The sequence below is a fragment of the Klebsiella sp. CB_Kp196 genome (assembly GCF_040061575.1).
Taxonomy (GTDB): domain Bacteria; phylum Pseudomonadota; class Gammaproteobacteria; order Enterobacterales; family Enterobacteriaceae; genus Klebsiella; species Klebsiella michiganensis.
The window spans coordinates 48,172-62,207 of record NZ_JBEAFH010000046.1 but is presented as its reverse complement, the minus strand read 5'-3'; the positions used below and the strand labels follow the sequence as shown (position 1 = coordinate 62,207).

At 51.9% G+C, this 14,036-nt stretch carries 15 protein-coding genes; 2 read left to right on the top strand and 13 right to left on the bottom strand.

What is annotated here, in order from left to right; genetic code table 11:
* Nucleotides 1-207 precede the first annotated feature (207 nt).
* From ABLU87_RS14990 to ABLU87_RS14950, 9 genes are all read right to left on the bottom strand, one after another.
* Nucleotides 208-1,182 (bottom strand): LuxR C-terminal-related transcriptional regulator, encoded by a 975-nt coding sequence (locus ABLU87_RS14990; protein WP_122116799.1) that lies wholly within the window; start codon nucleotides 1,180-1,182, stop codon nucleotides 208-210.
* 136 nt (nucleotides 1,183-1,318) lie between these two features.
* Nucleotides 1,319-2,641, bottom strand: coding sequence for an FKBP-type peptidyl-prolyl cis-trans isomerase N-terminal domain-containing protein (locus ABLU87_RS14985; protein WP_227633866.1), 1,323 nt, complete (start codon nucleotides 2,639-2,641; stop codon nucleotides 1,319-1,321).
* Between the two features lie 32 nt (nucleotides 2,642-2,673).
* Complete coding sequence (locus ABLU87_RS14980) at nucleotides 2,674-3,063, bottom strand: hypothetical protein (protein WP_025106308.1); 390 nt, start codon at nucleotides 3,061-3,063, stop codon at nucleotides 2,674-2,676.
* A gap of 184 nt (nucleotides 3,064-3,247) precedes the next feature.
* Nucleotides 3,248-3,775 carry a fimbrial protein gene (locus ABLU87_RS14975; RefSeq protein WP_047723937.1) on the bottom strand — a complete coding sequence of 176 codons (528 nt, stop codon included), beginning with the start codon at nucleotides 3,773-3,775 and terminating at the stop codon, nucleotides 3,248-3,250.
* On the bottom strand, nucleotides 3,775-4,368 hold the full coding sequence (locus ABLU87_RS14970) for a type 1 fimbrial protein (RefSeq protein WP_122116796.1): 594 nt from the start codon (nucleotides 4,366-4,368) through the stop codon (nucleotides 3,775-3,777). Before ABLU87_RS14970 ends, ABLU87_RS14975 begins: the two co-directional genes overlap by 1 nt.
* A 32-nt stretch (nucleotides 4,369-4,400) precedes the next feature.
* The gene (locus ABLU87_RS14965) at nucleotides 4,401-5,135 is read right to left on the bottom strand and encodes a fimbria/pilus periplasmic chaperone (RefSeq protein ID WP_025106305.1); all 735 of its coding nucleotides are present in this window, start codon (nucleotides 5,133-5,135) and stop codon (nucleotides 4,401-4,403) included.
* 19 nt (nucleotides 5,136-5,154) lie between these two features.
* Complete coding sequence (locus ABLU87_RS14960; protein ID WP_122116795.1) at nucleotides 5,155-7,656, bottom strand: fimbria/pilus outer membrane usher protein; 2,502 nt, start codon at nucleotides 7,654-7,656, stop codon at nucleotides 5,155-5,157.
* A gap of 106 nt (nucleotides 7,657-7,762) precedes the next feature.
* Nucleotides 7,763-8,296, bottom strand: a complete 534-nt coding sequence (locus tag ABLU87_RS14955) for a fimbrial protein (RefSeq protein ID WP_025106303.1) — start codon at nucleotides 8,294-8,296, stop codon at nucleotides 7,763-7,765.
* Between the two features lie 67 nt (nucleotides 8,297-8,363).
* Nucleotides 8,364-8,909: a fimbrial protein gene (locus tag ABLU87_RS14950; protein WP_025106302.1), complete on the bottom strand. Its 546-nt coding sequence runs from the start codon at nucleotides 8,907-8,909 to the stop codon at nucleotides 8,364-8,366.
* An 892-nt stretch (nucleotides 8,910-9,801) separates the two neighbouring features.
* On the opposite strand from ABLU87_RS14950, the gene ABLU87_RS14945 reads away from it, so the two are divergent.
* Complete coding sequence (locus ABLU87_RS14945; RefSeq protein WP_049079766.1) at nucleotides 9,802-11,124, top strand: FAD-binding oxidoreductase; 1,323 nt, start codon at nucleotides 9,802-9,804, stop codon at nucleotides 11,122-11,124.
* Nucleotides 11,125-11,173: 49 nt separating this feature from the next.
* Here the strand turns inward: ABLU87_RS14945 and map are convergent, their stop codons facing one another.
* The 3 genes from map to ABLU87_RS14930 form a co-directional block, all read right to left on the bottom strand.
* Nucleotides 11,174-11,953 carry a type I methionyl aminopeptidase gene (gene map / locus ABLU87_RS14940; RefSeq protein ID WP_122116794.1) on the bottom strand — a complete coding sequence of 260 codons (780 nt, stop codon included), beginning with the start codon at nucleotides 11,951-11,953 and terminating at the stop codon, nucleotides 11,174-11,176.
* Nucleotides 11,934-12,152 (bottom strand): ParD-like family protein, encoded by a 219-nt coding sequence (locus ABLU87_RS14935; protein WP_014838522.1) that lies wholly within the window; start codon nucleotides 12,150-12,152, stop codon nucleotides 11,934-11,936. The genes map and ABLU87_RS14935 overlap by 20 nt, the downstream gene beginning before the upstream one ends.
* 113 nt (nucleotides 12,153-12,265) lie before the next feature.
* Nucleotides 12,266-12,733 (bottom strand): helix-turn-helix domain-containing protein, encoded by a 468-nt coding sequence (locus ABLU87_RS14930; protein ID WP_014229412.1) that lies wholly within the window; start codon nucleotides 12,731-12,733, stop codon nucleotides 12,266-12,268.
* A gap of 61 nt (nucleotides 12,734-12,794) precedes the next feature.
* On the opposite strand from ABLU87_RS14930, the gene ABLU87_RS14925 reads away from it, so the two are divergent.
* A complete protein-coding gene (locus ABLU87_RS14925) occupies nucleotides 12,795-13,025 on the top strand; it encodes a tautomerase family protein (RefSeq protein ID WP_014229413.1) in 231 nt (76 codons plus the stop codon).
* 72 nt (nucleotides 13,026-13,097) lie between these two features.
* On the opposite strand, the gene ABLU87_RS14920 is transcribed toward ABLU87_RS14925, so the two are convergent.
* Nucleotides 13,098-13,976, bottom strand: coding sequence for a LysR family transcriptional regulator (locus ABLU87_RS14920; RefSeq protein ID WP_122116793.1), 879 nt, complete (start codon nucleotides 13,974-13,976; stop codon nucleotides 13,098-13,100).
* Nucleotides 13,977-14,036: the final 60 nt, after the last annotated feature.

Below are 14,036 nucleotides of genomic sequence, written 5' to 3'. Positions count from 1 at the left end.
TTTCACCTGTCGTATCACTTACAGGACCAGAGTTATTTCATCTAGCAGATAATTTACATTTTATGTCTATCTGTACATATGCGTTTTTAAGGGGGAGATCCATTTTCAGAAATGGCATGATGAACATTCCTAAATTTGCACCCCACCCATTATTAATATTCATTTTCGTCCCTGCTTATTAGCCGAGACAGTTGTCCTGGACAAGAATTAACTTGCCAGCTTCCAGCGGAGAGTATGACTTCTCCCTTTTCCGGTTTTGATACTGATCACTTTACCGTTTGATTCCATCTGGCATAATAAATAACGCATGCTGTAGATACTGATATCCATCTCATTGGCTATTTCTCGCGTTGTCAGCCATACCTCATCATCCAGTTCGCTTTTTCGTAACCGTTTTTTGGTCAAGCGTTTTATACTTTGTAAAGCTCGCTCTTTATCATCGAGCTGTCTCTCCATATCACCGGACAACGTGGTTTTCCATATTAGCTGATCTTCATCCGCATCACGTTCGTGATTATTAACAACCTCAGCATATTTATCAGAAACCGATTTGGTACCCAGCCACGAAACGAAATCACTGTATCTGGTGATATTGACTTTCCGCATAATCGAGCGTCGATAGCCACTGAGCGCCTTAATACTACAGCCCATTTTGCGAGAAATTTCATCGTGGCCTAAGCCCTGGCTCAAATAGCCTAGCATTAGCTGTTCACGCCATGTCAACTGGTAGGGGCCAGGACATTTATTACAATTTGGTTTACGTAAGTCCGGAGGCCCGCACATGAGATCGGCGAAAAACAGCATGAACAGCTTTCGCCGGATGGTCGCCACTGAGTTCCTCATCGCGAGAACTGAACTAACAACCGGGCAATGAAAGTTTTTATCATAGTGTTCACTACGTGGATAAACGCTTAACCACTTTTTCTTGAGGAGCTTAAATTTATAGTCATTGTGGGCGCGAAATCGTTGACAATCGACCCAGTCAAAGGCTTTTTCCCCAGGAGATTGCACTTGCACAATGAGATCGGCTTCCTGCGATTTTTTGACTAAGGATACGGTAATATTGCCGCTAAACTCATCCTCAAATAACTCCTCAAGGAGAAAGACCACCCCCTGAGAAAAACAATTATTCTCAGTTGCCACATAAACCGGCAAATAGGTACCTCTGGTGTCATCCATCATATTTTCTCCTCTTTCCCGAACAATTAATATCTCTACATAAATAAACACTAAAATAATTATACAATTGATGCCCCACTCACTCTCTCGGCCATGCGAGCTATATTTTAAAAGTAACGTAAATTTTGCCTGAAATTATTTACATTGCATGCGATTCAATTACCCGAATGCGCCAATGTTCAATATAATTCCCGTGTTTTCGAGGATCGCCATACTCATCAACCTTAACGGCTAACTCTGCTTCACCATGAAGACGAATATCCTTCACCACAATCTGAAGCCATCCAGGAAGATCGGACAATTTTTCCTGTAATACCAGGCCCGTCAGATCGGTGTCCGCAATCACGGTACCATCTGACAGACGGCGATTGACCGAAATGGTTAGCGCCGCTTCAGAGTGCTCATCCTCGAACAGCGGCTCTCCCGCATGGATGACTTTATACCAGGCCTGCTCACCCGCAGTTTGTATGCCCTCCTCCTGGCGAAATTTCTCCAGCCATGCGTTATCCCGCGCTTCCTTTTGCTGCTTGATCTTGTGCATCGCATCCTCGACTCGCTGATTGGCGCGGTTAAGATGGCGCTCAAATTCCTCCTGAGATAGCCGGCGTTCGCCGCGTATCGTTTCGCTAATACCGGCCAGAAAGGCCGCCTTATCAACATGAACATCTTGTTCATTCCGCTGTTCGAGTACGCCCAAAATGTCAAACCCCATCGCCATCCCGGCGGCAAAATCGGCCAGTTCATCGTCGGTTGCCGGCAGTGCGGGATGCTGTGCTTGCTTAAGGCTCGATTGCAATTTTCTGGTTACTACTTGCCACTGCGCATTTTTCTCTTCCAGCTGATTGGCACGCACGGTGAGCGCCTGGAGTTCCTGTTGTTGCTTGCCATTGTTCTCCATTGCCGCGGCGAGCTGTTCAGAAGCCGCCTGGAGGGCAACGAACTGCTGCTGTACTTCACGGTGTCGCAAAGCGAGTTGAGCCTTCAATCTCTCTACCTCATTGCGCGATAGCTGGAAATTTTCGCGTAAATCAATCTCTGCGGGACTCAGTGACGCATGTTGCCTTAACGCCTTAAACCAGCGCCCCAAAATCTGGGGATCGGGTAAAGAGGGATTCTTACTGGCCCCAGCCACTAACTTGTCCCGGTCTTCCGCTACCGTTGGCGCCTGCTTATCCGTCGGTTTAGAAGGCGTAATCGCAGGTGATGTCATTCGCTTATCGGCGGCAACAGCCGGTGGTACTCTTTTTTTTCTTGTTGCCGCCGGAGGCGGAGCTTTAGATTTCTCACCGGGCAGCGATCGCTGTACAGCAGATTTTTGACGCGGCGCAGAAGATTTGTCTTCCTCCGCTTGTGGCTGAGACGGGGATGTAATGGCTTTATTTTCATCATTGCGTGACGTCCATTCACGAGCATAGTTCAACACATCCGCCCGTGAAGATGAAATCAATACGATACCCATCATCAGGACCAAAACGTTCCCTGCTCTACGATCCATTAAATATTCTCACCCGTTGGCTTCACGGCGAGACTATTGAGCATTTCGGCGCGGACCTCCGAGCATAATTTTACCGCCTGAAACTTATACAAAGCGTCAATGGCATTACGCGTTTCAGGATTAACGGAACTGCGTACGTTGGTATAGCCGGAAGCGCCGAGCATCACTCGCTCAAAGCGAGACTTGAGCTCGACATGTTTAATAGGGTTAATCGACTCCAGCGCCCTGAGTTCTTTTTCGCACTGCACCATATCCAACTCCCCGTCTGAAGTCGTGGGGGGATCCACGGATTCCATGGAAGAGGTAACCTGTGACGGAATGTTTTTTGCGACGCAACCCGTTAAAAATGTACCTGCGATGATCGCTGCTATACATCCTGATTTAAACATTATTTAATGCACTCCAGTATATGACTTATTAATGCCTTCTTTCCTGAAAATAAAGCAACAGGAAGCAAGCAGATTCTTATAAAGAACATTCAAATAGTTATTTGATACATGAATAAATAGCAGCCCAGAAAAGTTAACCAACTGACATTTTGCGTAAAGCAGTAATAACTCATCAGCCCGGGTTTTAATCATATTCCAGAAGAAAAGTAGTGACGCATTCAAAATCTCCTTCTCTGACCAGATGATGTACTGGTGCGGAAATAAAGGCCTGAAAATTTAAAAAAGTATCTCCCGCCTTCAATGCTGCCGGCCGCATAGGGACATTGGGTTTTACCGGCGTACCGTTCTCATCTTCCAGCGCAATGGCAATACCACTCGCCGTTCCGCTGACGGCGAATAGCCCTGGCTGAGCGCTATCCTCAGTTCCCATAAAGGTTACGGTCACCGTGTCGCCCAGCGAGAGATCGCACTCCGTCAACCAGATTGAAAAACGCTCGCGTTCGCTGCGGGGATATTTCATAAATGTCTTAGAAGGCACGTTACGAAAATCGACAATCTGATCTTCCGAATCCACGTGTAATTCACAAGGGTCGGCAATCAGATTCCCGGAGAAATGAACGTCAGTATCGGCATGAGTGACCGACACACCAGCCAGCAAAAGCAGCAGAGGAAAGCTTGCCAGGCTGAGTACGCACACGATATTTTTTTTCATTATTCGTACTCCAGGCCGATATTCACCACGCTGCGCCATTCATTAGCCATCAGCGGCGCGGGAAGACGCCATAGCTGTGCCTGCACCACCAAATCGTTGCATCCCGGATAGAGAATCTGCGGTCGACTCTGGATCGCGGGTCGTAAGAGTTCTCCCTGTCGGTCGCTAAGGCGCAACGCGACCCCTTCTACGCCACCATGCACCCGGAAAAAGCGGTCATCCATCGGTTCTGCTTCCCCATAGATAGTCAGTCTTACCGCAGACTGTCCGTTTAACATCGTGGCGCCGCGCATCATTTGGCGATCGCGCATAAACGAGTATTCTCCCGGGCAACGATCTAATTTGATGTACACCAGTACTGATGGCGTAACGCTACCCGGCCGTTCCAGTCCCCAGGCAACGGTGCTGCCCAAATCGATCTCTTGTTCTGCCGACTCAGGCAGCAGCGCGCACGGTGACGCAACAAGCGTTCCGCTTGCGCGAATGCCGCCATTCAGGCCATCGGTATCCCAGTTAGCGGCGCTCGCCGCGGAAACGACTCCAGCCATCAAAAGCCACAACATGAGGGTGGTATGACCAAATCCTTGTTTCATCAGGCTTCTCCTGTGTTCAGCTTCGGCGTCCATCAGCTTGCCGGGGTATCCGCAGCCCGGCAGATGTTACCGCTGCAGCTAAACCGCAGGGTTGGCTTACCGCCGAAGTCGTTAATCGTGGTGACATGCGGCACGGTATAGTGCGCGCTATTGACCATCGAGGTGGACTTCGGCGGTACCATCACCGTTTGAAATCCGCTGGCCACCGCCACTTTCGGCGCAGCGGTAATCCCGATCACCGTCATGTAATAGGGCGTCGGGTTTTCTACCCGATAACCGCCGTTCACTTTATGCAGCACCAGTTGGTTATCCCAGCGGCTATACTTCTCCGGCAGAATGGCTTTGGGGCGATAGAACAATTTTATTTTGGTGTGTAACGCCAGCTGCATCACGTTGGGTCGCTCGCTTTTTGGCGGCACCTCGCGCACGTTGAAATAAAAAATGCTCTCTCTGTCCTGAGGTAACATCGCGGCATCCGGCATGGCGTTGATACGCATCATGCTCTTCCCTTTCGCTTCAAGACGCTGCAGCGGCGGAACAACCACCAGAGGACCGCTGATTTTTTTCCCGTGTTCATCCTCAATCCATCCCTGCGCCAGGTACGGCATTGACGTACTGTCGTTAGTAATACTCAGGGAAATGCTCTTTTCCGAACCGGGGAAAATCGCCCGCGTTCTGTCCAGCGCAATCGCTGCCCCGGCTTCGTTAACCAGACCTGCCGCCAGGCTTGCCAGCACTATCGTCATCGCTATCTTTTTGCTTTTCATTACATCACCATTCACTTTCTCAGCCGCGAGTGACCGGCTTGCACGGCAGCAATAGCTGCTGTGCAGGGATAACCCGTGGCAGTACGACTTCACACTGAGCGGAACCACTCCAGTGCACGGTTAAGCGTTCATCCGGATTTACGCCGGTCAACCAGGCCAGTCCGCTGTCGCTGACCATCCCCAGTTCGCGATCTTTTGCGTTATGTACCGTGGCGCCGAATGGCGGATGGCGCCCATCTTCCTGGCTGAGGATGGCCACGACCTTAGAGCCTTTCAGCACATCAAAACGACGGAACCCGATGGCCCCTTCAGTCAGGGCGAGTTCAACAACCGGCGTTCCGCCAGACTCGACATCGTCTGGCAGACGATTAACGTCAATCTCAGCGCGGGTTCGATAGTAATTTGGCACCCCAGGGATTACCGCGATGCCAAAAGCATTGGTATGGCCCTGAAAGCCCACCGGAACACCGCTTACCCCATCAGTACTGACCATCAGACGAGTCCCACCCTGTACCCCACCAGGGTGCAGCGCCACACCTTCAGCGGTCGCGGTCATACCGCCGCTGGCGGAAATACCAAACGAGGAGTACTGGCTTTGCGCCCAGTTAAAGTTGGTGGTGACATCCGCCATATTGCCCAGGTGCGAGTAGTACCCGCTCATCTGGCTGCGAGTTCCTTCCCCACCGCCGACGCTGTTGCCGGCGTTGATGCTGTAATAGTCGTTGTTATCCAGCCTTTGGCTCCAGCTGGCATTTTGTGTATAGCGGTCGCGGCTCATGCTGCCGTTATAGCCAACGGTTCCCGATCCAAACGGCATCGTCAGTGAGATATAGGCGCTGTCGTCCTTACGCCCGTTAAATTCACTGCGGGCGGCGTTGAGGGACAACGACAGATGCCGCCAGTCACCGAGGTCAAAATATTTATTCAGCGACACGCTGTAGCGATCGGTTGCCGGGCGGTTCCAGTAAGTCTGATGCGACCAGTTGATGTGCGTCGACAGGCGCAGGTCTGCGAAATTTTTGGTCGCCTGGAGGGTATAAAGCTCTTTGCTATTCCCGACGTAGCCTTCCCGATAGCGCATATCCAGATATTCACCCATAGTGAGATAGTTGCGCTCAGAAAAACGGTAGCCGGCAAACGTCACTTCACTGTTGATTTCATCAAAACGTTTGGAGTAGCTCAGGCGCCAGGATCGCCCTTGCCTGTTTTTATCACCCGGGAAACGCGCGCTGGCATGAGTCACGTCAGCAGAAAGTGTCCCGAAGGCGTTCATATCACGACCCGCCCCCACCGCCAGGCTGTTGTAGTCCTGGGAAAAAATGCCACCTCCGTACAGCGACCACGCGTTGGTAAGCCCCCACGAGAGCTCACCTGTGGCGAAGTATGGTCCCTGAGTGCTGTGGTTATAATCGCGCGGACGACCGGTGGTCATTTTATAACGCAGCTGGCCGGGGCGCGTCAGATAAGGAACCTGAGCCGTTTCAACCGAGAATGTCTGCACGGAGCCATCCTGCTCTTCAACGCGAACATCCAGACGTCCGGTCAGGGCGCTGTTGAGTTCCTGAATACGAAACGGGCCAGCGGCAACCGTCGTTTCATAGATGACTCGACCCTGTTGGCTGACCGTCACTTTGGCGTTGGTACGGGCAATGCCGGAAACTTCAGGCGCGTAGCCTCGAAGTTTAGGCGGCAGCTGGCTTTCATCGCTCGCCAGCGACAAACCGGTATAGCGCCAGGAGTCAAAGAGATCGGAAGAGAGATAATCCTCACCAACGGTGAGTTTCGACATCATTCCAGGTAACGCGCGATAGGCGTAGAAACGACTCCAGTCAAAATTACGTGAATTTTTATCCGCGCGTCCGGTCGTATTGTAATAGCTCCCCTGATAATCCCCCCTCAGGCGCCAGGCACCCAGGTTAACACCTGTTGTACCGCTGATACTGGCACTCTGGCTCTGATTGCCCTGACGAGGCCAGGTGACGTTGGTATTCAGGTTATAGTCAACCAACATCCCGGGGATGCCATCTTCCCAGCGGGAAACAGGCAGCCACGAAGCATCCTGATATTCCAGCCAGGCCTGGGGGACCGCAATTTGCAGGGAAGATTCTGACAGATCGCCGCGCAGGACGACGCCTTCAAGAGCGGAAAAATCAGCGCAACGCCCCTCGTCGAGCCATTGAATCATGTTGAGCGCGTCATCCCGCAGACCGAGAAGTTCGACCTGCGCAGACGTCAGACAGGTTTCTACAACCACCCCATCGTCACGGGTTCTTTCAATAAAAGAAATTTCCTGGTCAGAAATACCGTGCTCATTTAAACGCATGCTGAGCGTATAGGTTCCGGGCATAATATAGCCGGCCCGGGAAAAGCGCGATAAGTCGATATTTTCCCGGTCTTCCGAGTCCAGAATATCAATATTAAATTCTACCGCCACTACCGGTGATGTAGAACCCAAAATGGCAATAGCAATGTAAATACCCAGACGTCGCAGGTAAAAAGCTGGCGGTCTGCTTTTTTTCATTTTTTAAAATCCGTTTATTGCCTGGTAGAATTCACCGGCGGGAAGCGTCAATCCCGGAAATAATTTAGATGAGAGGCTCATCTGTTTTTATCATTCATATTTCCCGCTACTGATAGGTCACCATGAAACGAATAATTCCGTACCAGTCGCCTTCTGACAACGTTTTTCCACCGCGCACTAACGATAATAAATAACGTAATTCATTATTTTCATTTTGGATCATGACGGCAGGCATCGGTATTCCATCACGCGCCACATCGCCAGCCTGATTGTGGATACGCAGTCCAAGCCCCTGCGCCTCGCCATTGACTTTAAAAATATCCGGGCGGAATATCTCCGTTTCGCCACTAAAGGTAATATTTACGCTTTGCCATAAACCGCCGCGAATCCGTTCCAGTGAGCAATTCACCAGCCGAACCGCAAAAGGTTTGATGACCGCTTTGCCTTCCTGATTAAGATCGCTATACGAGATCACGCCGAATGGAATCTCCTGCCAGATATCGTCGGTATGAATAGAACAGGCCGACTCCTGAATTTGACCATTCATTGTAACCAGGCCCCGCCCCTGGTCGGATGCCTGAGACAGCGGTGATATGCCTAATAACAAACTCAACATCAGAGAACGCGATATATTTACCATGACTGTGCTCCTGAATATCGGGCTGCAAATGCAGCCCGAATAAAGCTACATGAGAACAGGACTCACCTTATTCATAAGCCAGGGTAAAGTTGGTCACTGCTTCAAAATCACCCGGAGTGACGTTGGTTACGGTAGAGATTTTTTCGAGGTAAGCGCTGAAGTTTAGGGTATTGTCGCCAATGCCCAGGCCGCGACCGCTAGTAGGTACCAATAAAGTCACGGGTTGACCAGAACCATCTTCAATACGCACGCCGGCGCCAGCGGCCTGACCGGAAATAGCCAACATGGTCATATCTCCTGGGACATTACCGCCAGCAAAGGTCACTTTAACGGTGTTATACATCGGGTCGCCGTTTGAATCCTTCTCGAAGGAGCAGTTTTCCAGCTCGATGTCGAACGGACGAGGAGTGGAAATACCGCCGTTATCTAAATGAGTATTGGAAATCTGACCCAGTTCAATACGCTGATCGCCGTAACCATTTTTGATTGAGCATGGTGCATCAATAATGGAACCCCAGAAAGTCACCTTGCCGCTTCCCTGATCGGCCTGAGCTGCGAAAGAGGCGACACCCATAGTGAGAACAACAGCAGATGCAATTTTGCTAATTTTCATAATACATTCCGTTATATTAAAAGTTACTGGATAACCATCCTGGAAATAACATCAGAAGATAATAACGCATATTTATGCTGACAAAATACCGCTATATCCTCTTGAGTTATGTGTATTCCTGACAGCGAAATCATACTAACTTGAAAAATCTTACAATTGAACATATGCATCTACCAAATGGGTAATTACGAGCTAATAATTTCATTAAAAAATAATTTGCAGGATAAAATCTCGCAAAAGCAGCTTAATACGACAATGTATGTAAAAATATTACCAATAATTTAAAAAAATATATTCACAACTTAAAAAAATTTCATCGACAGCATCACGCAATTAAAAAAACCATGTATTTCATACAATTGCAAAAGATCGATGCGCTTGTGGAATATTAGGACTCATCCGTAAGAAAATTCCTAATACATATTGTAGGAAGCGAAGTTTAAAAGCTGAAAAATCCTATGAAAGGGCAGGATTTCTTTATAGAGAGGAGCGCGGAGAGGCTATATTTTACCAGTTGGTCAAAATTCCCTCTGCGGAAGAAATAACCTTATAGAGATGTTGGTCATGCGATCATGATCCACAGCAATATCTTATGCGGTATCTTGCAGGGTTAGAGGAAAGGAATAACCAGGTAGCCGACTCGCTGCCGTAGTGAATCGTCAGGGTGATATCGCAGGCCAGAGAAAACCGCATACCCCTACAGCAAGAGGTGTTATTTTGCCTGTTCCTTGTTATTCTGCTGAATTGTTGTCCAGGTGATTATCATTCAGCGTGGTGATTTTTCAGACGCTGCCCTGGCGCTTGCCGACTCACACTCCAGACCAAAAACGCGGAGAGCGGCAACCCCATTCACACCTGCCCTGCAGGTGTTTTTTCCACAGGGAGATTAACCGTGAAATTTGCATCAGTGCCTTTCAATCAAAATCAGGTGGGATGGCCGCTTAATGAAGAAGATCTTTATCGACAGCCCTCGCTGAGCGGCGACATTAAAGCTGACTGGGTGATTATCGGCTCCGGCTATGCCGGCGTAAGCTTTGCCCGCAGGCTGGCCAGCCTCAATCCGCAGCTGAACATCGTGCTCATCGACGCCGAATGCGCCGCGACCAGCTCCTCGGCGCGAAATTCCGGCTTTATCATCGGCCTGCCGCACAATATCGGCAGCTCTACCGCCGAGCTGAAAAAAGCGCAGGATTACCGCGCCCTGCTCCAGGAGGGGATCCGCCTGCTCGATGAAACGGTGACCGAGCACCAGATTGCCTGCGAATGGGAAAACGTCGGGAAATACCACTGCCAGATAGATCCGTCCAGCGAAGCCATTATGCAGGAGTATGTGGATAACCTGCAGCTGATGCAGGAGCCTTACAGCCTGCTGGACGGCGAAGCGCTGTACCAGAAGCTGGGAACCCGCCTCTACAGCAAAGGTATTTACACCCCCGGCTGTATTCTGGTGAACCCGGCGAAACTGATTGCGGGCCTCGCGCGTCATCTGCCGGAAAACGTCACGGTTTACCATCAAACCCCGGCGCTGGCTATGCGCCAGGAAAACGGCGGCGTCAGGGTGACGACGCTGCAGGGCACGATCCGCGCCGACCAGGCGATGCTGGCGACCAACGCGCTCTCCCGCGAACTCTCGCCCACCGTGAGCCGCCAGGCGTCAATGGCGACCTACGCCAGCATTACCGCCCCGCTCACCCCTGAACAGCGCCAGCGTCTGCCGGCAATGGAAAGCTGGGGATTAACGCCGGTCAACGCGATCGCCGGCGCCACGCTACGCTATACCCACGATCATCGTTTTCTGGTCCGCCAGCATGTCGATCCGGCATTGCGGGGAGTGATTACCGCCGGACAGACCGCCAGCGCCGCGCGCCAGCATCTGGCGCTGTTCCATACGGCCTATCCGCAGCTGCAGGATGTGCCGCTGGAGCGAACCTGGTCCGGGACCATCAGCGTCACCCGCAACGGCGCGCCGGTCTGGGGGCGTCTTGCGCCGCAGATCTGGACCGCCGGGGGCTGTAACGGCGCCGGCGTATCTAAACAGACTATCGCCGGGACGCTGCTTGCCGATCTGGCGATGGGCCAGGACAACCCGCTGATCGCCGCGATGCAGTCGCTCGGCCAGGCGAACGTTATGCCGCCTTCGCCGTTCCTCGATATCGGGGTGGCGGGCGCATTATGGAAAGAGCGTTATGTGGGGCGCAAAGAGATGCCCGCGTAGTCGCTGTCTGACAGGTTTCACTGCCCGGGCGTGAAACCTGTTGTTTGGGCTACTCCGGGATCGCTTCATCTTTACGCAGGGTCTGGACCTCGAATCCATCCGCGGTGACAGCGACGGTGTGCTCCCACTGCGCGGACAGTTTTTTATCGCGGGTGACCACCGTCCAGCCATCTTTTTTGGTTTTAATCCGGCTATCGCCCTGGTTTACCATTGGTTCAATGGTAAACACCATCCCCTCCTTGAGCACGGCGCCGGTTCCCGGTATGCCGTAATGCAGCACCTGGGGATCTTCGTGCATCTCTCTGCCGACGCCGTGGCCGCAGTACTCCCTGACCACGCTGTAGCCATTACCTTCGACATAAGTCTGGATCGCATGGCCGATATCGCCCAGCGTCGCGCCCGGCCTGACGACCTTGATCCCTTTCCACATCGCTTCGTAGGTTTTCTGCACCAGCCGACGGGCCAGCGGTGAAACCTCGCCAATCAGATACATTTTGCTGGAATCGGCAATCAGCCCCTCTTTTTCCAGCGTAATATCCACATTCACGATCATGCCGGATTTCAGATGCTCGCTCTCCTTTGGCATACCGTGACAAACCACTTCGTTGATCGACGTATTCAGCACGTAGGGGAAATCATACTGCCCTTTGCTGGCCGGGCGCGAATGCAGATCGTTGACGATAAAATCCTCTACCCGGTTGTTGATGGCCATGGTGGAGATACCGGGCTGAATAAAGGTATCCAGCATGTCGAAAACCGAGGCCAACAGCTCACCTGCGCGGCGCTGTCTGGCCAGCTCATCCGCGGTCTTAATGGGAATTGATAGCATTGATCACCTCCAGCAACCGGTCAGAGCCGGACTTGAGCATCAGCAGCTTAATTTGCTGATGGTTAAGTTCGGGATAGAGCTCGCTCATCATACCCAGACGGATCCAGTACTCCGCCTGCGCGTTGACCGAACGCGACATCGCCTTGCTGGCGTCACGAATATCGTCGTGCAGCAGGTCGGAAATTTTTACAATGCCCATTTATACGTACCGTAACAATTTATATATGTTTCGCATATTACGCCTCCCCGCTCAAGCAGACAACGTTTGCCGTCAGAAAGCAGAAAACGGGGTTGCGGTTTTTGTCGCCCGCGCTACGGCTGGTTAAGGTTCAGAGCCACTATCTGGATGTTCCGAGGTTCAACAACGGTGCCTTTCGTCGTCACAAATGCATTGTGGACGACGTCCCCGCTCTCTTTATCCACCAGCGCAATATGCGGTTCATCATGCAGGATATTTTTATGCCCCCACGCCATCAGGGAAAACAGGATCGGCGCCAGGCTGCGGCTTTTTGGCGTAAGGATATACTCATAACGTTCGCGCACGCCTTCTTCCTGATAAGGCGTTTTGCTCAGTAAACCCAGTTCCGTCATTTTCTTTAACCGGTTTGCCAGCGTCTGCTTAGGCATTTTTGTATGCGAGCGGATCGTTTCAAAGCGCGTCACGCCGTAGAAAGCCTCTCTTAAAATCAACAAAACCCACCGATCTCCCAGGATTTCCGCTGCCGCAGAAAGCCCGCAAAGCTCCGGTAATAGGTAGGCAACTGAATTATTTTTTGACATGTCCGCTTTCGCTCTTTAATCTGAGTATGAATTTTAGACCTAGCTTATCAAGGAGAATACAATGCCCTTCGTCAATGTACAAACCATTAAAGGAATAATGAACCCGGAGCAAAAAAAAGAGCTTTTACGCCGCATGACCGATCTGATTGTCGAAATTGAAGGGAAAGGCGATCCCGAGTTCCGCCGTTCAGTCTGGGTTCGCATTGATGAGCATGAGCCGGAACAGTGGAGTCTGGGCGGCATACAGCCCACGGCTGAAGCGATCGCGGCAAAATTTTCGTCTGCTCAATAGCTCTGCAAGGTAGCGTATTTATCGATTTACGCCTCGCCCTGTCGCCGAAATGCCAGCAGCGAGGCCCGGCTTTCACCACAATGCCGGCAACAAGTCCAGCGTGTCAGCTACCAGCGCCCGCCTGTCGTTGCCTGGCTTCCAGATAGTGACCATCGTTTGGCCGATCCCCTGATTGCCGACTTCGGTGCGCAAGGTTGTGACGTTTTTCCAGCGCGCCGCATTCATGTGCGTCGGCAAGAATCCCCAGCCGCAGCCCTGTTCAAGCAGGCCACGCAGCATCTCCAGGTCGTTGGTGAAGATGGTATGTCCTGAAATTTGCAGACGGCGGGCCACGGGCTCGTCAGTATCCGGGTGCATAATCACCTGCGGCGCCAGCGAAAGTTCCAGCAGGGATAGCGGTTGTTTAGCGCCGGGAAAAAGCGCTTCGGCGGCGTAAAAATCCATCTCGATTGCCCCTAAGGCGCGCCACTCCATAGCGTCTCCCACGCTACGATGGCGCGCCTGGCAGATCCCCAGGTCGGCCTGCCCGCTCGCCAGCAGCTTTTCCGCCTCGTCGCGCGACGCGTTTATCAGACTCAGACGAACGTTGCGCTGGGCCATAGCGCTAATCAACCCCTGCAGCAGCGTTCTGGGAGTAAAGGGATCGTAGACCAGGGTCATGTCCTGCGTGGCGCTGTTCGGCACCGCCCTGGCAAACGCTTCAAACGCTTTCACCTGGCGCATCAGCAGGTGCGCCTGCCGCTGCAGCTGCTCACCTTCCGGCGTCAGGCGCAGGCTTCGCCCTTCGCGCAGGAACAGCGTATACCCCAGGCCATCTTCGAGGAACTCAATTAAATCGCGCAGCGTCGTCCGGTCCTTGCCCAGCTGGCGCGCCGCTTTCGCCAGGCTTTTGCACTCAACCACGGCGGTGAAGGCCTCCAGCTGGGCAAAAGAATATATCAGGCTCGGCATACGGCCCTCCATTCAGTTGTTGTGGGGGATTTTCCCCCATGATGCGTTTTTTATTATAGG